The organism is Raineyella antarctica (assembly GCF_900092135.1).
GTDB lineage: Bacteria > Actinomycetota > Actinomycetes > Propionibacteriales > Propionibacteriaceae > Raineyella > Raineyella antarctica.
Window position 1 is genome coordinate 372,611 of sequence record NZ_FMYF01000001.1, and the last position, 18,682, is coordinate 391,292.

The 18,682-nt window shown below is 71.0% G+C and carries 16 protein-coding genes, 1 other RNA gene and 1 pseudogene; 8 read left to right on the forward strand and 10 right to left on the reverse strand.

The window, feature by feature from the left end:
- Window positions 1-24: 24 nt before the first annotated feature.
- Window positions 25-873, reverse strand: coding sequence for an O-methyltransferase (locus GA0111570_RS01675; RefSeq protein ID WP_245702973.1), 849 nt, complete (start codon window positions 871-873; stop codon window positions 25-27).
- A 47-nt stretch (window positions 874-920) separates the two neighbouring features.
- Here GA0111570_RS01675 and GA0111570_RS01680 point away from each other — a divergent pair, with 47 nt between their 5' ends.
- From GA0111570_RS01680 to GA0111570_RS01690, 3 genes are all read left to right on the forward strand, one after another.
- A complete protein-coding gene (locus GA0111570_RS01680; protein ID WP_092605690.1) occupies window positions 921-1,142 on the forward strand; it encodes a biotin/lipoyl-binding carrier protein in 222 nt (73 codons plus the stop codon).
- Between the two features lie 60 nt (window positions 1,143-1,202).
- Window positions 1,203-2,090, forward strand: coding sequence for a 4-hydroxy-tetrahydrodipicolinate synthase (dapA, locus tag GA0111570_RS01685; RefSeq protein ID WP_092605692.1), 888 nt, complete (start codon window positions 1,203-1,205; stop codon window positions 2,088-2,090).
- Window positions 2,091-2,180: 90 nt separating this feature from the next.
- Complete coding sequence (locus GA0111570_RS01690; RefSeq protein ID WP_175557268.1) at window positions 2,181-2,618, forward strand: Sec-independent protein translocase subunit TatB; 438 nt, start codon at window positions 2,181-2,183, stop codon at window positions 2,616-2,618.
- Window positions 2,619-2,721: 103 nt separating this feature from the next.
- Here GA0111570_RS01690 and GA0111570_RS01695 read toward each other — a convergent pair whose 3' ends face one another.
- Genes GA0111570_RS01695 through GA0111570_RS01705 form a run of 3 tightly spaced genes read right to left on the reverse strand, consistent with a single transcriptional unit; the run spans window position 2,722 to window position 5,815 of the window.
- Window positions 2,722-3,900: an Mrp/NBP35 family ATP-binding protein gene (locus tag GA0111570_RS01695; protein WP_092605696.1), complete on the reverse strand. Its 1,179-nt coding sequence runs from the start codon at window positions 3,898-3,900 to the stop codon at window positions 2,722-2,724.
- Between the two features lie 33 nt (window positions 3,901-3,933).
- Window positions 3,934-4,479 carry a DUF1003 domain-containing protein gene (locus GA0111570_RS01700; RefSeq protein WP_092605698.1) on the reverse strand — a complete coding sequence of 182 codons (546 nt, stop codon included), beginning with the start codon at window positions 4,477-4,479 and terminating at the stop codon, window positions 3,934-3,936.
- Complete coding sequence (locus GA0111570_RS01705; RefSeq protein WP_217633966.1) at window positions 4,469-5,815, reverse strand: magnesium transporter MgtE N-terminal domain-containing protein; 1,347 nt, start codon at window positions 5,813-5,815, stop codon at window positions 4,469-4,471. Before GA0111570_RS01705 ends, GA0111570_RS01700 begins: the two co-directional genes overlap by 11 nt.
- A gap of 71 nt (window positions 5,816-5,886) precedes the next feature.
- On the opposite strand from GA0111570_RS01705, the gene GA0111570_RS01710 reads away from it, so the two are divergent.
- Both GA0111570_RS01710 and GA0111570_RS01715 read left to right on the forward strand, forming a co-directional pair.
- Window positions 5,887-6,822 carry an HpcH/HpaI aldolase/citrate lyase family protein gene (locus tag GA0111570_RS01710; RefSeq protein ID WP_092605700.1) on the forward strand — a complete coding sequence of 312 codons (936 nt, stop codon included), beginning with the start codon at window positions 5,887-5,889 and terminating at the stop codon, window positions 6,820-6,822.
- Between the two features lie 3 nt (window positions 6,823-6,825).
- Complete coding sequence (locus GA0111570_RS01715) at window positions 6,826-7,332, forward strand: YflT domain-containing protein (RefSeq protein ID WP_092605702.1); 507 nt, start codon at window positions 6,826-6,828, stop codon at window positions 7,330-7,332.
- Between the two features lie 30 nt (window positions 7,333-7,362).
- Here the strand turns inward: GA0111570_RS01715 and GA0111570_RS01720 are convergent, their stop codons facing one another.
- Genes GA0111570_RS01720 through GA0111570_RS01730 form a run of 3 tightly spaced genes read right to left on the reverse strand, consistent with a single transcriptional unit; the run spans window position 7,363 to window position 11,270 of the window.
- Window positions 7,363-8,517: a magnesium and cobalt transport protein CorA gene (locus GA0111570_RS01720; protein ID WP_092605704.1), complete on the reverse strand. Its 1,155-nt coding sequence runs from the start codon at window positions 8,515-8,517 to the stop codon at window positions 7,363-7,365.
- A gap of 4 nt (window positions 8,518-8,521) precedes the next feature.
- A complete protein-coding gene (locus GA0111570_RS01725) occupies window positions 8,522-10,021 on the reverse strand; it encodes an aminopeptidase P family protein (protein ID WP_092605706.1) in 1,500 nt (499 codons plus the stop codon).
- Between the two features lie 22 nt (window positions 10,022-10,043).
- Complete coding sequence (locus GA0111570_RS01730) at window positions 10,044-11,270, reverse strand: multidrug effflux MFS transporter (RefSeq protein WP_175557269.1); 1,227 nt, start codon at window positions 11,268-11,270, stop codon at window positions 10,044-10,046.
- Between the two features lie 172 nt (window positions 11,271-11,442).
- Here GA0111570_RS01730 and GA0111570_RS01735 point away from each other — a divergent pair, with 172 nt between their 5' ends.
- From GA0111570_RS01735 to rnpB, 3 genes and pseudogenes are all read left to right on the forward strand, one after another.
- Complete coding sequence (locus tag GA0111570_RS01735) at window positions 11,443-12,180, forward strand: zinc ribbon domain-containing protein (protein ID WP_092605710.1); 738 nt, start codon at window positions 11,443-11,445, stop codon at window positions 12,178-12,180.
- Between the two features lie 79 nt (window positions 12,181-12,259).
- Window positions 12,260-13,627 (forward strand): annotated as a pseudogene (locus tag GA0111570_RS01740) (ribonuclease catalytic domain-containing protein); the annotation flags it as partial.
- A 98-nt stretch (window positions 13,628-13,725) separates the two neighbouring features.
- Window positions 13,726-14,080, forward strand: an RNA gene (gene rnpB, locus GA0111570_RS01745) — RNase P RNA component class A.
- An 18-nt stretch (window positions 14,081-14,098) separates the two neighbouring features.
- Here the strand turns inward: rnpB and GA0111570_RS01750 are convergent.
- The 3 genes from GA0111570_RS01750 to map form a co-directional block, all read right to left on the reverse strand.
- Window positions 14,099-15,547 (reverse strand): GH25 family lysozyme, encoded by a 1,449-nt coding sequence (locus tag GA0111570_RS01750; RefSeq protein WP_092605712.1) that lies wholly within the window; start codon window positions 15,545-15,547, stop codon window positions 14,099-14,101.
- Window positions 15,548-15,826: 279 nt separating this feature from the next.
- Complete coding sequence (locus tag GA0111570_RS01755) at window positions 15,827-17,704, reverse strand: ATP-binding cassette domain-containing protein (protein WP_092605714.1); 1,878 nt, start codon at window positions 17,702-17,704, stop codon at window positions 15,827-15,829.
- Window positions 17,705-17,819: 115 nt separating this feature from the next.
- Window positions 17,820-18,575, reverse strand: coding sequence for a type I methionyl aminopeptidase (map, locus tag GA0111570_RS01760; RefSeq protein ID WP_217633985.1), 756 nt, complete (start codon window positions 18,573-18,575; stop codon window positions 17,820-17,822).
- Between the last annotated feature and the right edge of the window lie 107 nt (window positions 18,576-18,682).

Genomic DNA, 18,682 nt, shown 5'->3' on the forward strand with positions numbered 1-18,682 from the left:
CCGGGCGGTGCGGGAGGTGGTGACTCAGTCGTCGGCGCGGGAGGCGACCAGCAGCCCGTTGCCTACCGGGAGCAGCGCCGGGATCCAGGCGGTCTCCATCGTGGTGACGGCCTCCAGGGCCTCGCGGATCACGATGGTCTCGTTGTCGTCGTTGGCCGGATCGGCGACCAGGTTGTTCCACAGGGCGTTGTTGACCACCAGCACCCCACCGGCGCGCAGCAGGCGCTGGGCCTGCTCGATGTATTCCGCGTACTCGAGCTTGTCCCCGTCGACGAAGACCAGGTCGTACGCCGCATCGGACAGCTTGGGCATCACGGACAGCGCATCGCCGGTGATCAGGCGGAACCGGTTGCTCGGGATGCCCGCGTCGCGGAACACCCCCCGGGCGACCCGCTGGGCCTCGGGGTCGCTGTCGATGCTCGTCAGCACCCCGTCCCCGGCCATGCCTGCGAACAGGGCGAGCCCCGAGACGCCGGTCCCCGAGCCGATCTCGACGACCGAGCGGGCCCGGGCGGTCCGGGCCAGGAAGGTCAGCATGGTGGCCACGCCGGGGGCTACGGGGACGATCCCGCTCCTGGCGGCGGCTTCGCGGGCGGCGGCGGCCTCGGGTCCCTCGTGGCGGAAGTGCTCGGCGAGGGCCCAGCTGGCCTGGTCGGGTCCCTGTCGGGGCGCACCACCGGGCTCGGCCGATTCGGCCCCCGCGGGGGCGGGCGGGGCCGGTTCCACCACCGGCGGGTTGTCCGGAGCGGTCGGGCTGAAGATGTCGTGCATCTTCGCCGCACTCGTGCTCCGCTTCGCGGTGGAGCCCGAGCCCGTGGTCGTCGCGGCAGGAGCCTGGCTGGCAGCCTTCTTGGTGGTCTTGCGCGTGGTCACGCGTCCACACTAACGAATTGGGGTGGGCCTGCCCCTAACATTGCCGTATGCAACACACCGTGGTCGCAGAGTTGGTGGCATCCGTCCTCAATGTCCACGTCGCGCCCGGAGACACAGTCCAGCCTCTGGACGAGGTCGTGGTCCTCGAGTCGATGAAGATGGAGATCCCCGTCCTCGCGGAGGTCACCGGCACGGTTGCAGAGGTCGTGGTCAACGTCGGTGACGTCGTCCACGAGGGGGACCCGCTGGTCCTCGTCACGATCGCCTGATCGCTCCACCCGTCCCGTCACAGATCGGCATAGAATCGCGCCATGCCCGAGCCCACGCACATGTCCGCCCAGCCGCCGTTCGGCCGCCTGCTGACCGCCATGGTCACACCGTTCGACGCCCAGGGGGAGCTCGACCTCGCCACCGCCCGTGAACTGGCGGCGCACCTGGTCGACGACCTGCGCCACGACGGCCTGGTGGTCAACGGCACGACCGGTGAGGCCCCGACGACCACCGATGCGGAGAAGGCGGCACTCGTCGCGGCTGTCGTCGAGGAGGTCGGCGACCGGGCACACGTTGTCGCGGGAGTGGGCACGAACGACACCCGGCACACCTGCGAGCTAGCTCGCCAGGCGGCCGCCGCCGGTGCCCACGGGCTGCTCGTTGTGACCCCCTACTACTCCAAGCCGCCACAGGAGGGCCTGCTGGCGCACTTCCGTACGGCCGCCGACAGCACCGACCTGCCGATCATGGTGTACGACATCCCGGCGCGTGCCGGCGTGCCGGTCGACACCCGTACGCTGATCGCCCTCGCCGAGCACCCGCGGATCGTCGCGGTCAAGGACGCCAAGGGCCTGATCGTCGAGTCCTCGAAGGTGATCGCGGAGACGGACCTCGCCTACTACGCCGGTGACGACGCGATCACCCTGCCGCTGCTCTCGGTCGGCGGCGTGGGCCTCGTGGGCACCTCCACGCACTTCACCGGGGCCCTGGCCAAGGACATGATCGAGGCCTGGGTGGCCGGGGACGCACGGACCGCGCTGGCCCTGCACCAGCGGGCGCTGCCGGCGTTCCAGGGCGTCTTCGCCGCCCAGGGCTGCAGCATGGTCAAGGCCGGCCTGGCGCGCACCTGGCGCTCCGTGGGTGACCTGCGCTCCCCGCAGGTGCTGCCGTCCCCGGCGCTGGTCGACGCGTTCATCGCCACCCTGCGTGCGGCCGACATTGCGTGAGCCGTCCGCGTCCCCGCGGCCCGGCCGTGGGGACGTCCGTCCGGAACGCGCGTGCCGGCATGGTCGTACGAGTCGGCTAGCGTAGGCGACGTGTTCGGTCTGGGTGCGGGAGAGATCGCGTTCATCGCTGTGATTGCGGTGATCCTGTGGGGACCCGACAAGCTCCCCGAGCTTGCCCGGAAGGCTGCTCGGCTGATCCAGTTCTTCCGCCAGGTCGCCAACAATGCGCAGACGTCGGTGCGCTCCGAACTCGGCCCGGGCTTCGAGGACTTCGACATCACCGACCCCAAGGGCTCGGTCCGCCGCTACGTGATGAAGCAGGGCGGCCTGGACGGGGTGGACGACCTGGTCGCCACCCTGCGGGAGGCCACCGCCGAGCTGGACGATGCCGCCGCAGACATCCGTCGCACCATCGACGCCAACGGCGACGGCGTGATCGACGCCGGTGAGCTGGCGGCGGCGCGGGCCGCGGCCTCGGCGGGCAGCCGCGTCCGGGAAGGCGCACCCTTCGACCCCGAGGCGACCTAGTCCGCCAGAACAAGCACCGCCAGAACAAGCACCGCCAGGACGAGCGCCGGCCGGTCACGCGCCCAGGGGCGCGTGACCGGCCGGTGGTGGTTCGGCGCGGGTGTCAGCCCTGGACCGGGGTGACGCCCAGCGACATGCCGGCCAGGCCGCGGGGCTTGGCGGCCAGCGTCGCGGCGACCTGCTCGATCACGGCGGCGGACGGGCCGGGCTCGGCCGAGCCCACGACCGGTTCGCCCTCGTCACCGGCGACCCGCAGCGTGACGTCCAGCGGGATCCGTCCCAGCAGCGGCACGTCGTAGCCCAGGCGGCCCGACAGCGTACGGGAGACCTGCTCGCCGCCACCGGAGCCGAAGATGTCGACCTCGTGGGTCTCGCCGCACTTCGGGCAGGTGGCCTCGAGGTAGGACATGTTCTCGACCACGCCGATGACCCGCTGGTGCAGCATGTCGGCCATGGTCCCGGCCCGCTCCGCGACCTCCGCGGCGGCGGCCTGCGGGGTGGTCACCACGAGCACCTCGGCGTCGGGGAGCTTGGCGCCCAGCGACATCGCGACGTCGCCGGTGCCCGGGGGCAGGTCGACGACCAGGTAGTCCAGGTCGCCCCAGTAGACGTCGGCGAGCATCTGCTGCAGGGCGCGGTCCAGGATCGGGCCGCGCCAGGCGATCACCTGGTCACGGCTCTGCTTGAGCATGCCGATCGACATCACCTTCAGGTCCCCGTACGGCACCGGCATGATGTACTCGCCGACCATGGTCGGCTGCGCCTCGGCCAGGCCGAGCATCGGGGGGATCGAGTGGCCGTAGATGTCGGCGTCGAGGATGCCGACCTTCTTCCCGCCACGGGCCAGGGCGAGGGCCAGGTTGGCGGTCACGGAGGACTTGCCGACGCCGCCCTTGCCGGAGGAGACCAGCAGCACCCGGGTCAGGTTGCCCGGCTTGGCGAAGGGGATCTCGTGCTGCTCGACCCCGCCTCGCAGCTGGACGTTGAGCGCCTTGCGCTGCTCGTCGGTCATCACCCCGAGCTCGACCTTCGCGCCGGCCACACCTGGGATCCCGCTGACAGCCTTCTGCACGTCCTCGGTGATCGTGGTGTGCAGCGGGCAGAACTGGACGGTCAGCAGCACCTCGACGGTCACCACCCCGTCCGCGTCGATGTCGATCCGGGGGATCATGCCCAGCTCCATCAGCGGCCGTTTGATCTCCGGGTCCATCACGCGGGACAGCGAGGCCACGACGGCCTTCATCAGGGGGTGGTCCGGGGGAGTCGTCACGACGTCAGGCATGCGCCCTAGGCTAACCGCTCCGGGCAACCGCCCCTACGGACGATCGACAGGCGTGCGTCGCTGCCACTCCCGCTCGCCGCGGGACTGGTCCTCACCGTCGCGCTCGTCGTCGTCCAGCTCCGCGAGCATCTCGCGGAGCTCGTTGCGCAGCTCCGAGCGGATGTAGTCGCGGGTGGCCATCTCGCTGACCGAGGCGCGCAGCGACGCGATCTCGCGGGCGAGGAAGTCCATGTCGGCCCGGCTCTGCGAGGCCTGCTTGCGATCCTCGGCCAGCCGGACGTGGTCGCGGTCGGTCTGCCGGTTCTCGGCCAGCAGGATCAGCGGTGCGGAGTAGGACGCCTGGGTGGAGAAGAACAGGTTGAGCAGGATGAACGGGTAGGGGTCCCACTTCAGCCCGAACAGGCCGATGACGTTGATGGCCACCCAGATGATCACGAAGACGGTCATCCAGCCCAGGAAGGCGGGGGTGCCCATGAACCGGGCGAAGGTCTCGGCGAACCGACCAAAGGTGTCGTCGTCGCTGCTGTTGCGCCGCCAGATCGAGATCCGGCCGGGCGTGCTGAGGCGGCTATCGGCCATCGCGGGCCCCCTTCGGCCGGTCGGGGGTGCGCGCGCGGCGCAGTTCCAGGTCCCGTACGTGCCGGTCCGAGCTCCAGTGCGCCTCGCTCGGGGCCAGTCCGTCCATCTGGTCGCCTCGCCAGTCATCGGGCAGCATCGCGTCGAGGACGTCGTCGACGGTCACCGCGCCGAGCAGTTGGCGCTCCTCGTTCACCACGGGGGCACAGACCAGGTTGTAGGTGGCGAAGTAGCGGCTCACGGTGGAGACGTGCGCGCTGGGCTTGAGCGGCTCCAGGTCGGTGTCGACCAGGCTGGAGACCAGCACCGAGGGTGGTTCGCGCAACAGGCGCTGGACGTGGACGGCGCCGAGGAAGCGACCGGTCGGTGCCTCCAGCGGGGAACGGCAGACGTACACCATCCCGGCCAGGGCCGGGGTCAGCTCCTCGTTCCGGACCCGGGCCAAGGCCGTAGCGACGGTGTCGTCGGGGGCCAGGATCACCGGCTCGGGCGTCATCAGGCCGCCGGCGGTGTGCTCGCCGTACTCCATCAGCCGGCGGACGTCCTGGGCCTCGTCCGGCTCCATCCGGTCCAACAGCTTCTCGGCGACCTCCGGGGTCAGCTCGGCGACCAGGTCGGCGGCGTCGTCGGGGTTCATCTCCTCCAGCACGTCCGCGGCGCGCTCGACCTCCAGCGCCTGGATCAGCTCCACCTGCTCGTCCTCGGGTAGTTCCTCGAGGGCATCGGCCAGGGTCTCGTCGTCGAGGGCGTGGGCGATCTCGCTGCGCCGCTGCGGCGTCATGTCGTGCAGCTCGCGGGCGATGTCGGCGGCCTTCATGTCCTCCAGCTGGGCGAGCACCTCACGGGTCGACCGTCCGGCGCCGACGACGAACACGTCGATGTCGCTCCAGTCCACGATCGTGTCGTACGTCCGGCGGGCGAACGGGCCGGTGGAGGCACGCAGCGCCACCTCGTCGATCTCCCAGTCGTGGGACCGGGCCTGGCGGATCGACACGTCGTAGATCCACGCCGGCTTGGTGTGCCCACGGCGCTTCACCTGGGCGTCGATCAGGTCGTGGAAGACCAGCATCTCCGACTCGCGCCGCTCGAAGCGTCGGGTGTTGAGCACCCCGGAGATGGTCACCTGGAGCGCCTCGATGTTGTGCACCCGGACCATCGGGACGAACACCCGGTGCTGGGCGAACAGCTCGACGACCAGCCCCTTCGCCCGTGGGGCCCGGCCGGCGGAGCGGACCTGGACGACCACGTCGCGGACCGTCCCCAGCTTGTCGCCCGCAGTGTCCATCACCGGCAGTCGGCGCAGCCGGGACAGGAAGATCGAGGAGTTGGTCGCGCTCACGTGGGGGAGAGTACCCCGTGCTTGCAGCCGACGAATAGGGTTGCGGTGTGGTGTCCTCCAATCAGCCAGCTGTGCCAGCCATCCGCCGTACGGTCCTCGCCGTGCCGGGTTCCAGCGACCGGTTCCTGACCAAGGGCCTCGGGCTGGGGGTGGACGCAGTCTTCCTCGACCTGGAGGATGCCGTCGCCCCGCCTGCCAAGGCCGAGGCCCGCGGCCGGATCGTGGAGTACCTGCACAAGGACTGGGCTGCTCCAACGGTCACCGTCCGGGTGAACGACTGGACCACCCAGTGGACCTACGCGGACGTGATCGAGGTGGTCGCCGGGGCCGGTGACCGGATCGACGCCCTGGTGCTGCCCAAGGTGCAGGGTCCCGACCACATCCGGGCGCTCGACCTGCTGCTGACCCAGGTGGAGCGTACGCACGGCCTGCCGGTCGGCCGGATCGGGATCGAGGCCCAGGTCGAGGACGCCCGCGGCCTGCTCAACGCGGATGCGATCGCCGGTGCCTCCGCGCGGATGCGCTCCCTGGTCTACGGTCCGGGCGACTTCGCCGCGTCGATGGGCATGCCGAGCCTCAACGTCGGCGCGCAGCCGGCCGGCTACGAGATCGCCGACGCCTACCACCACGTGCTGATGACGATCCTGGTCGCCGCGCGCGCCCACGGCATCGCCGCGATCGACGGGCCGTACGTGGCCATCCGCGACGTGGAGGGCTTCACCGCCGCCGCCCGCCGGGTCGCGGCCCTCGGCTACGACGGCAAGTGGGTGCTGCATCCGGCCCAGGTCGAGGCCGGCAACGCCGCCTTCACCCCGGACCGGGCAGCGTACGACCGGGCCGAGCGGATCATGGCCCGCTACGCCGAGGCCACCTCGCAGGCCGGTGGCGCGGTGGGCGCTATCGTCGTGGACGACGAGATGGTGGACGAGGCCGGGATGAAGCTGGCCGCCACCGTCGCTGCCCGCGGCCGCGCGGCCGGCATGTCACCGACACAGGAGGAGGACTGAGGGATGGCCGTTCCCGACCCGCGCCGGCTGGCATCACTGTTCGAGCTGGAGTTCCCCCAGCTGCTGGCGACGTACAACTCGTACGCGGAGGCGCAGCGAGCCGTGGACTACTTGTCCGACAAGTCCTTCCCGGTGCAGAACCTGGCCATCGTCGGGACCGACCTGCGCTCGGTCGAGCGGGTCACGGGCCGCAAGGACTGGGGCACCGTGGTCAACCGGGGCCTGTCCAACGGCCTGTCGATCGGCCTGCTGTTCGGCGTGATGGCGATGCTCTTCTACCCCCCGCAGACCAACATCTACGAGCTGGCGGCGATCGCCGTGGTCGTCGGCGTGGTGATCAGCGTGGTGTTCGCCCTGATCGGCTACCTGATGACCCGCGGCCGGCGCGACTTCACCTCGGTGACCCAGACCATCGCGACCCGCTACGAGGTGCTCTGCGAGCACAAGGTCAGCATGAAGGCCCGCGAGCTGCTCGCCCAGATGCCCGGCGGGCGCAACGACTTCCGCTGACCGTGGGCACCCGGACCCTACGGCCCCGCCTCACAACCAGTTGTTGCGCCGGAACAGCAGGAACAACGTGGTCATCAGCGACAGGATGATCCCCAGGACCACGAAGTAGCCGTACTGGGTGTGCAGTTCGGGCATGTGGTCGAAGTTCATCCCGTAGATGCCGGCGATCAGGGTCGGCACCGCGGCGATCGCCACGAACGCCGAGATCTTGCGCATGTCCTCGTTCTCGCTGACCGACAGCCGGTTCAGCGAGGCGGCGAGGATCGTGGAGAGCACCTCGTCGTAGGACTGGATCGCCTCCCGCGCCTCCGTGTGGTGGTCGGCAACCTCCCGGAAGTAGGCCTGCGCCTCCGGCGGGATCGCCTTGAACGTACGGGTCGCCAGCGCATGCAGCGGCGCGCCGAGCGGCGCGACGCCACGCTTGAACTCGATCAGCTCGCGCTTGATCTGGTACACCTGCTCGATGTCGCGGGCACCCTCCGGGGAGAACACCGCCGCCTCGACCTCGTCCACGTCCTCCTCGAAGTCGTTGACGACCTGCTGGTAGTCGTCGACCACCGTGTCGAGCACCCCGTACAGCACCGAGGCCGGGCCGTGGACCAGCCGGCCCGGGTGCTTCTCCATCGACTTGCGCAGCCGCTTCAGGGAGGTCTGCGAGCCCCGGCGTACGGTCATCACGAAGGCGGTGCCGACGAAGACCATGATCTGCCCGGTGGTGACGATCTCGGAGGTCTCGGGGCGTTCGCGCCGGGGGACGTACGCGACCGTCGAGACGACCAGGAACAGGGTGCGGCCGAACTGCTCCAGCTTGGAGCGGGTGTGGCCCTCGACGGCGTCCTCGATCGCGAGCGGGTGCAGGTTGAAGCGGCGGGCCAGGCCGGCCATGTCCTCGTCGTCGGGGTCGCGCAGGCCGAGCCAGACGAAGCCCTCGTTCGCCAGTGCGTGCGCGGTGGCCTCCTGGAGGTCGGCGCAGTCCTGGCGGATGCCGTCGACGTACCAGCCCCAGTTCACCACCGAGTCGGGGATCTCGGTGGGGAAGCCCTCGGCGGTCCAGTCGTGCCGGGGACGCTCCGGGAGCGTGCGCGGCGGTGCGCCCGGACCAGGGGTAGGTAGCGAGGGGGCGGGCGCTGGGGCGGGGGGCGTGGGCGTCGACGGGCGGCGCGGCGGGAACAGCGACGGGGCCATGACCTCATCCCTCCAGGAGTGGGGCCATCCAGGCCTCGACGTCGTCGGGCCGGCGGGGGAGCTTGTCGGACAGCACCCGGGGGCCGTCCTCGGTGACCAGGATGTCGTCCTCGATCCGGACCCCGATGCCGCGCAGTTCGTCCGGCACCAGCAGGTCGGTGGACTTGAAGTACAGGCCGGGCTCGACGGTGATCACCATGCCGGGGCGCAGCTCGCCGAGGCGGTACTGCTCGGCCCGGGCACGGGCGCAGTCGTGCACGTCGATCCCCAGGTGGTGCGAGGTGCCGTGCACCATCCAGCGCCGGTGCTGGCCGCCCTCCTCGGAGACCGATTCCTCCGGGGTGACCGGCAGCAGGCCCCAGTCGTACAGGTGCTGGGCCAGCACGGTGACCGCCGCCTGGTGCACGTCCCTGAACGTGGTGCCCGGCCGGCAGACCGCGATGGCGGCGTCGGCGGCGGCGAGCACCGCCTCGTACACCCTGCGCTGCGGGTCGGTGAAACGACCGTTCACCGGCAGGGTACGGGTGATGTCTGCGGTGTAGAGCGTGTCGACCTCGATGCCGGCGTCGACCAGGATCAGGTCACCGTCGCGGACCTCCCCGTCGTTGCGGATCCAGTGCAGCGTGCAGGCGTGGTCACCGGCCGCGGCGATCGTGTCGTAGCCCAGCGCATTGCCCTCGTGTCGGGCGTACAGGCCGAAGACGCCCTCCACCCAGCGCTCGCCGCGACCCTTGGCGACCGCCTCGGGGAAGGACCGGACCACCTCACCGAAGGCGGCGCAGGTCTTGTCGCAGGCCTGCTGCATCTGCTCGATCTCGAAGTCGTCCTTGACCAGCCGCAGCTCGGACAACGCGACCTCGAACTCGTCGTCACCCTCGGTGGCGTCCTGCTCGGCGCCGACCTGGGTGCGCAACGCGTCGACCTGGGCGGTGAGGGCGGTGTCGGCCTCCCGGACCAGCCGGATCCTGGTCGACCCGGCGTTCTTGGCCAGGGCGTCGGGGAGCTGGTCGATGGGGGCGCAGGCCAGCCCGGTCATCGCGGCCATCTCGTCGAGCGACTCGCGCTGGCCGACCCACATCTCGCCGTAGCGTGCGCTGGCGTAGAACTCCTCGTCGGTGCGCGGGGCCCGGGGCTTGAAGTAGAGGGTGGCCTGGTGGCCGTCGTCGGTGGGCTCCAGGACCAGGACGGCGTTCGGCTCCCGGTCGGTCCCCAGCCCGGACAGGTGCGCGAAGGCCGAGTGTGGCCGGAACCGGTAGTCGTTGTCGTTGTTGCGGGTCTTCAGCTCGCCGGCCGGCAGGACCAGCCGCTCGCCTGGGAACATCTCGCCGATGGTCCTCCGGCGGCGTGCCGCGGGCCCTGTGGCGGGCAGCGGCTCCGGCAGGTCGGCGGGATAGGGCGCCCAGTCGCCGACGATGAACTCGCGGAAGGCGTCCGAGAAGGGACTCTGGCGGTTCGGCAGCTTCGTGGTTTCCTGGGGCACCTCGTCTTCAGCCATGCTGCCCATTGTGGCACCGGGTGCCACGGGCTCAGGCCAGGTAGCGGGGCAGCGCCGGGCGGACCAGCAGGTAGGCGACCAGCCCGACCACGGAGGTCCCGAGCAGGATCAGGGCCAGCGGGGTCGGGCTCTCCCGGGTGACCAGGCCGACCACCGGGGCCAGGGCGCCGCCGATGGCGAAGCGTACGGCGCCGAGGACGGCGGCCGCCGTGCCCGCCGAACGGCCCTGGCGGTGCAGGGCGATGACGGTGAGGTTCGCGTTGTGGATGGCGACCAGGGCCATCGCGAAGAACAGCGGTGCCACGAAGCCGACCACCCCGCCGATCCCGCGGGAGACCAGCACGAACAGCACGATGGCCACGACCACCGAGGCGACGGTGGCGCCCAGTTCGGTCCGGACCAGCCCGAAGCGGCGCAGCATGATCGGGTTGAGCTGCCCACCGGCGACCATCGCCAGGCCGATCGCGCCGAAGAGCAGCGCGTACGTCTGCGGGTCCAGCCCGAACTGGCCCTGCAGGATGAAGGAGGAGCCCGAGATGTAGCTGAACAGGGTGCCGGCACTGGCGGCGCTGCCGACCACCATGGCGATCACCACCGGGTCGCGGAACAGTCCCAGGTAGGCGCGGGCGGTCGCGGCCGGGTGCGGGTCCATCCGGCGTTCGGCGGGGTGGGTCTCGGGCAGCCAGAACGCCGCGGCGAGCAGCAGCACCACGCCGGCCGCCGCGAGGAACACGAAGGTCCCCCGCCAGGACATCACCTTGAGCATGAAGCCGCCCACCGTCGGGGCGAGCACCGGGGCCAGGCCCATCACCAGCATCAGCCGCGACATCAGCGCCGCCGCCCGCTCACCGGTGAACAGGTCGCGCACCACCGCCATCGCGGTGACGGCCGCCGCGGTGCCGGCCAGCCCCTGCAGCACGCGCAGCACGATGAGCAGGTCGATGTTGCCGGCCAGGGCACACCCGATCGACAGCAGGGTGTGGGCGGCCATCCCGGCGATCACCGGCAGCCGGCGCCCCAGGGAGTCCGACAGCGGCCCGGCGACCAGTTGCCCGACACCCAGGCCGATCAGCGACCCGGCCAGGGTCGACTGGACCTGGGAGTGGGTGGCCATCAGTTCCCGGGCCATGTCGGGGAAGGCCGGCAGGTACACGTCGGTGGACAACGGGCCGATGGCGGCGAGCAGTCCGAGGACGACGACGAGTCGTACGTACATCCCTCGCGGGATCGGCACTGCTGTCGTGGGGGAGCTGGCCACTGGGCCTCCGGGTCTCGGCGATGGACAGGGATCGACTAGACCAGAGATGGCGGACCGGCTGCCAGCGGACCGTGCCGTATCGCGGCATCGGGGCGGGGACGGTCGGGTGGGCAGTCACGGCCGCGCTGGCCTAGAGTGGAGAACCACACCGGAACAGCGGAGGACATTGGCGATGAAAGCCCCACAGAGTGCGCAGCGCCGGCTGCTGGACCTCAACAAGGTCGACACGGTCCTCGTCCAGCTGGCCCACCGCCGCAGGCACCTGCCCGAGCATGCCGAGGTGCTGCGGATCCAGGCCGAGCTGGGAACCATCGATGACGAGCTGACCTCGGCGGAGACCCTCGTCGCCGACACCGAGCTGGAGCAGCGCCGCGCCGAGACCGAGCTGGAGCCGGTCCGCGACCGCCGCCGTCGTGACCAGGTCCGGATCGATGCCGGTGACGTGGACGCCAAGGCGCTGCGCGGGCTGGTCGACGAGGTCGCGCACCTGGACCGGCGCATCGGTGAGCTGGAGGATGCCGAGCTGGAGGTGCTGGACCGCCTCGACCAGGCCACCGCCCTACGCGACGAGGTCGCCGCCCGGCGCGGAACGCTGGCCGAGCGGCTGAACGCCGCGGTGGCCGCCCGCACCAAGGTGGCCCAGGAGATCGATGCGGATGCCAAGGCCTACCTGGCCGAGCGGGCCACGATCGTCAAGGACCTGCCGCAGGACCTGTACGGCCTGTACGAGAAGATCCGCCAGCACAGTGGCTCGGGGGCGGCCGCGCTGACGGCCCGCCGCTGCCAGGGCTGCGGGCTGGTCGCGAACGCCTCCGACCTGCGCTCCTATGCCGCCGCGGCCGGTGACGACGTGGTCCGGTGCGCCGAGTGCGGGCGGATCCTGGTGCGTACGGAGGAGTCGGGCCTCTGAGCAGGGCTGACCGTCCGGCTCCGGGCTGCTGTCGGTGTCGGCCCTGTCCGGGCCGGGATCAGCGCCGTAGGGTGGGGACATGCCCGCGCGTCACCTGAACCTGCACGGCGTCGTGCCGTCGGCGCTCGCCGAGGGCGTCGCCCGCCTGCAGGCCAAGCTGAACATTCCCGAACAGTTCCCCGCTGACGTCCTCGCCGCTGCGGAGGCCGCCGCCCGCGAGCCCCGGCTGCCGGCGCTGGACCGCACGGACATCCCGTTGGTGACGATCGACCCTCCGGGCGCCCGCGACCTTGACCAGGCCCTGCACATCGCCCGTGACGGGGCCGGCTACCTGGTCACGTACGCGATCGCCGACGTGGCCGCCTTCGTCCGCCCGGGGGACCCGGTCGACCTCGAGGCGCACCGGCGCGGCCAGACGTTCTACGCCCCGCACCGCCGGTTCCCGCTGCACCCGCCGGTGCTCTCCGAGGGAGCTGCGAGCCTGCTGGCCGGCCAGACGCGTCCCTCGCTGCTGTGGCAGATCCGTCTGGACGCGGACGGTGCGACCCTGGATCGTACGGTCGTCCGTGCCTTGGTCCGGTCGCGCGCCCAGTTGACGTACGACGAGGTGCAGATGGAGCTGGACACCGACCGGGCGGACGACTCGCTCGACCTGCTGCGCGACGTCGGGCTGCTGCGTGAGGAGCGCGAGATCGCCCGCGGCGGCGTCAGCCTGAACATCCCCGAGCAGGAGATCGAGGTACGGGCCCCGGGCAAGTGGCGGCTGCGGTTCCGCGACCCGGTGCGGGTGGAGGACTGGAACGCGCAGGTCTCCCTGCTCACCGGGATGTCGGCGGCCGGGATCATGCTCGAGCACAACATCGGGATCCTGCGGACGCTGCCTCCGGCGGAGGAGTCGGCGCTGGCCAAGCTGCACCGCACGGCGCGGGCGCTGGAGATCCCCTGGCCCGTGGAGATGCCCTACCCGGAGTTCATCCGCAGCCTCGACATGCATCGGCCCGAGCATGCGGCGATGGGGGAGGCCGCGACCATGCTGTTCCGCGGCGCCGGCTACCACGCCTTCAACGGGGAGCGCCCGGTCCAGGACACGCACGCCGCCCTGGCCACCGAGTACGCCCACGTGACCGCGCCGCTGCGCCGCCTGGTCGACCGGTACGCCGAGGAGACCTGTGTCGCGCTGTGCGCCGGCAAGCCGGTCCCGGAATGGGTGCTGGCCTCCCTCGACCGGCTGCCGGAGGAGATGAGCGCGTCCAACTCCCGAGCCGCCACCTTCGAGCACGCGATCATCGACATGACCGAGGCGCTGACGCTGTCGGGGCGGGTCGGCCAGGAGTTCGTCGGGACCGTGACCGAACTGCGGGGCAAGGCGCCGGAGCGGGCCAAGGTGATGATCAGCAAGCCCGCAGTGGAGGCCGATGTCGTCGGCACGCCACCGCTGGGGGAGCGGATCCGGGTACGGCTGGACGGGGTGGACGTGGCGGAGGGCCGGACCGAGTTCAGCCTGGTCGGTCCATCCTCGCCGGTGGCGTACACTGGGCGTTCGGACGAGTCGAGCGGACGGCCGCGGCACCTTGGTGCTGAGGAAAGTCCGGGCTCCGAAGAGCAGGGTGGTGGGTAACGCCCACCCGGGGTGACCCGCGGGACAGTGCCACAGAGAACAGACCGCCTGCCGCAAGGCAGGTAAGGGTGAAACGGCGGTGCAAGAGACCACCAGCACCCCAGGTGACTGGGGTGGCTCGGTAAACCCCACCCGGAGCAAGACCACACAGGGAGCGTTCGAGGGCTGCTCGCCCGAGCTTCCGGGTAGGTCGCGTGAGGCCGCTGGCAACAGCGGTCCAAGATAGATGGTCGTCGGCGCCCTCGGGCGTCACAGAACCCGGCTTACAGCTCGACTCGTCCCCCACTTCCCCGTCCCGGCTCACCAGTCGGGCCGCCGGTCGGTGCCCCAGGTCGTCGGCGAGGCGTTGTCCTCGAAGTGCAGGTGCTTCCCGCGGGCGCCTGTGCCGGTGTCGGATGACTTCGCGATCACCTGCCCCGCCTCGACCGGTCCGGTCACCCGGCTGCCCTTGAGCAGGTGGCAGTACCAGTAGTGGCGGCCGTTGTCGGCGGACAGGATGGCGATGCAGCCCAGGACCCCGTCGTCGCGGACGGTGACGGTGCCGGGCCGGACCGCCACGACAGGGGTGCCCTCGGGGCAGGCGTAGTCGTCCCCGGTGTGGTAGCCCTTTGCCGGCCACAGTCCTGCCTTCCGCTTCCCGTACGGGGTGGAGACCCCGCAGCCGGGGACCGGGGCGTCAACCCGGCCCGAGGTGGGGGTGGAGGGGGTGTCGCGCTGGCGGTCGGCGTCCCAGTACCGCAGGCCGATCCGCTCGGTGAGGCGGTAGACCGACGTCTCGCCGGGTACCCCGTCGGCGTCCGCGCCGGTGTAGCCCAGGCTGCGCTGCCAGGCCGACCAGTAGTACCTGAAGTGGGTGGTCCAGGGGGTGCCCTGCGGCGGCATGATCGTGTCCTGGGCCAGGTCGAGGGTCGCTCGGATCGAGGCGCAGGCCTGGACCCGGTGGACGTGGTCCTCGCCGGTCAGGTCGTCCTGGCGGGCCGCCTTCTGCAGCCGCTGCAGGGTCAGGGTGGTGGTCCAGGGGGACGCACCGGCGGGCCAGTCGCGGTTCTGCCCGTCGTCGGGGGTCGGCTCCGGTGGGGGCGGTTCGGGCTGGGGCGGGTCGGGTGGGATCGGGGCGCCGCCGAGGGCCCACTCGTCCCAGGCGGCGAGTGAGTCGAACGCCCACACGTCCTGGTCGACCGGATCGCACGCGCACTGGTGGCCGACCCAGGGGTGCTTGATGCCGGGCACGCCGGCCGGGTTGTCCGGGTCGGCGATCCACAGCCCGTCCAGCGCATCGGACGTGTCGTCGACAGTGGTCCAGATGTTGCGGTCGCAGTAGAGCAGCAGGCGGCGCCCCGGCGCGAGGCGCCGCACCTCGGCGGCGAACTGGGCCCGGTACTCCCGGGCCCGCTGGGCGACCAGGGCCGCGACCTGCTGGGGCGTCCTGCCCTCGAGGGCGGAGGAGCCGAGGATGTCGGCGTTGCTCTGGTCGTACCACTCCCAATCAAGGCACAGCACATCCGTGTCCGACAGAAGGGGCTGGATCGTGTCCAGGAAGAACCGTGCCTCGAGGGCGCCGTCACGTGACAGGTTCGGGTAGTGGTAGTGGATCGTCCGGGCACCGATGGCGCGCGAGCCGTTGACCTGCGCCTTCCAGTGCGGGTTGGTGTACGACACCCCCTGGGTCGCCTTCACCCCGACGACCTGGCTGCCGCGCCAGTCCGGTGAGGGCCCCTGGTGGGACGAGACGTCGATTCCGGTCAGCATGAGCCCTCCTCAGGGCCATCGGAACGGCGGATCCCGGACTGGGTCTCAGAGCATGGCGAGGTCCGGGCCTTCAGACAGGGTCACCGGCCAGGGCGGACCGGGACATGCGGGCGCGTCCTCCCGGCGTGATCGCCCGAGGAAACCAATCGCCCGAGGAAACCACCTGACAGCGATCCGCCGCCGGTCGGCACCACGGTGGGAGGGATTCCAGTATGGACACACCCACAGGGCCCGGGGAATCCACTTTCGGTCAGGGTTCGACCGTCGCCGTGCTACGCCTCAGCCGACGGTCGCGAAGGCCGACATCAGCTGGTCGTGGGTGATCGGCGAGCCCTCGATGGTCTGGACGATCGAGCCCTGGTCGAACACCAGGACGCGCCGGCAGGACGTGGCCAGCTCGTCGATGTCGGAGGAGACCAGCAGGACGGCCGCGCCGTTCTCCGCGGCCTCGTTCAGCTTCGCCCGCATGGCTGCCCGGGCGTCGTGGTCCAGGCCACGGCCGGGCTCGCTGACGATCAGTACGTCGGCGTCCTGGGTCATCCAGTCACCGAGCAGCACCATCTGCTGCTGGCCACCCGACAGCGCCTCCGCCTCCACGGCCGGCAGACCTGCCCGGCGAGCGCGGCGCCCGCGCAGCTTCTTCGAGGCGTTCTGGAGCTTCTCCAGGGCCGACATCATCTGGGAGAGTCCCTCGACCTCGGTGTCGAAGTCGGAGCCGTCGGCCCAGCCGCCGGCCATCATCGCCCGGGCCAACGAACGGCGACGCTCCTGCGGGGCCTCCTCGTCGGGGCCGGCGAGGTAGGCGATCCGCATCGTGGCGGCGTCGGCGGGGGAGTTGATCGTACGGTTGTAGCCGTTGATGCGCAGCGTACGGAAGGTGCCGGGAGCGCGCCCGTTGAGCGCGGCCACCACTGCGTCCTGGCCGGCGTGCCGGGGACCGGTGAGACCGATGACCTCCCCGGTGCGGACCGTGAAGCTCACGTCGTGGGCACCCGGAGCGTCCAGCCCCTCGATCTCCAGCAGCGGGGTGTCGGTGCCGAGGGCGTCGTAGTTGCGACCGTCGTCGGCGGCCATCGCCCGCCGGCCGCGGGACGGGCCCGGGGCCGGGTCGGCGGCGGCCGCAGGCTCCTCGACGGCCGGCTGCGCGGCGTCCACCGGGGCCGGCGCGTCCGAGGTCGCGGAGGCGTCCATCGGTGCCGGCGCCTGGCCGAACGCCTCGGGTGCCGGGGTGTGCTCGGGTGCCGGGGTGTGATCGGGTGCCGGGGTGTGATCGGGTGCCGGGGTGTGATCGGGTGCCGGGGTGTGCTCGGGTGCCGGGGTGTGATCGGGTGCTGGGGTGACGCCGAACCCGGTGGCTTCCTCGGGTGCCCCGAACGTGGCGGCCTCCTCGGGCACGCTCTCGGTGAGCTCCTCGTCGAGGCGGTCCGGGAACCAGGCGCGACGTGCCGAGCGCGTACGCATGTGGGCGGCGATGTCCTCGGTCGTCACCGTCAGCGGGTCGAGGACCTCCGGGATCCGCCCGTCGCGGACGATCGCGATGTGGGTCGCGACGGCCTGCACCTCGCGCAGCCGGTGCGAGACGTACAGCACTGACCGGCCCTGGCGGGTCAGCCGGCTGATGATGAAGTGCAGCTGGTCGAGCTCCTGGACGTTCAGCGATGCCGCCACCTCGTCCATGATCACCAGCTGCGCGTCCTCCGCGAGCAGGCGCACCGCCTCGACCAGGCCCTGCTCGGCATGGGCGAGGCCGCCCAGCGGGCTGTCGGGGGAGAGTCGTACGCCGGCGTCGTCGAGCAGCCACTGGGCCGGGCGGATCAGCGCCCGCTGGGGCCGGTCGGCCTGGTAGGTGTTGCGGAAGATCGCCTGGGCGACGGTCATCGCCGGGTCCAGCGTGAAGTCCTGCTGGATGATGCCGACGCCGCGGGACTGGGCGTCCTCGGTGCTCTTGGGCCAGTACGGGGCGTTGTTCAACCGCATGGTGCCGCCATCGGCCTGCTGGTGGCCGGCGAAGATCGACATCAGTGTGGTCTTGCCTGCACCGTTCTCACCGACGACACCGATCACCTGGCCTCGGCCGACCTTGAGGTCCACACCGTCCAGGACCCGGGTGGTCCCGTACGACTTGGTGATACCGACGATGTCGAGGAGCGTATCCACGCCTGGTCCTCCTGCAGGATTCGGATGGCTGTTCTGGGGAAGTGCCGGGAGCCTGTCCGGCGCCTGCCCAATGTACCGACTCCGGTGGGGAAGCTCCTACCGAGAGATCCTGTGACTACCGCACCACGGGGTCGTCCGCGACGGTGAGCACCTCGACGCCGTCGTCGGTCACCACCATGGTCTGCTCGAACTGGGCACAGATACTGCCGTCCTTGGTCAGCACGGTCCAGTCGTCGTCCCATTGGTACCAGTCGATCCCGCCCAGGGTGATCATCGGCTCGATCGTGAACGTCATGCCCGGCTTCAGCAGGGTGGTGGCGAACGGCGAGTCGTAGTGGGGGATGACCAGGCCGGAGTGGAAGGCGGAGTGCACGCCGTGTCCGGTGTAGTCACGGACCACGCCGTACCCGAAGCGCTTGGCGTACTTCTCGATCGCCAGGCCGATCACGTTCACCCGTCGCCCGGGCTTGACCACCTTGATCGCGCGGTCCATCGCCTCCTTCGTACGGTCCACCAGGTCGACCACCTCGGGGGCGACGTCGCCGCACAGGAAGGTGTAGCAGTTGTCGCCGTGGACGCCGTGCTTGTACGCGGTGACGTCGATCTTGACGATGTCACCGTCCTCGAGCGGGCGCAGGTCCGGGATGCCGTGGCAGATCACCTCGTTGACCGAGGTGCAGATCGACTTGGGGTAGCCGCGGTAGTTCAGGGTGGACGGATACGCCCCGTGGTCGCACATGTACTCGTGGGCGATCCGGTCCAGCTTGTCGGTGGTGATGCCGGGGGCGACCGCGCGGCCGGCCTCGTGCATGGCGTTCGCCGCGATCCGGCTGGCCTCGCGCATCTTCTCGATCGTCTCGGCGCTCTGCACGTCCGGCCCGTCGTACGCGTCGATCGTCGGGTCGTCCTTCGCCTTCGCGGCGTACTCGGGGCGCTCGATGCCGGCCGGCACGGACAGGACAGGGGTCACGGGGAACT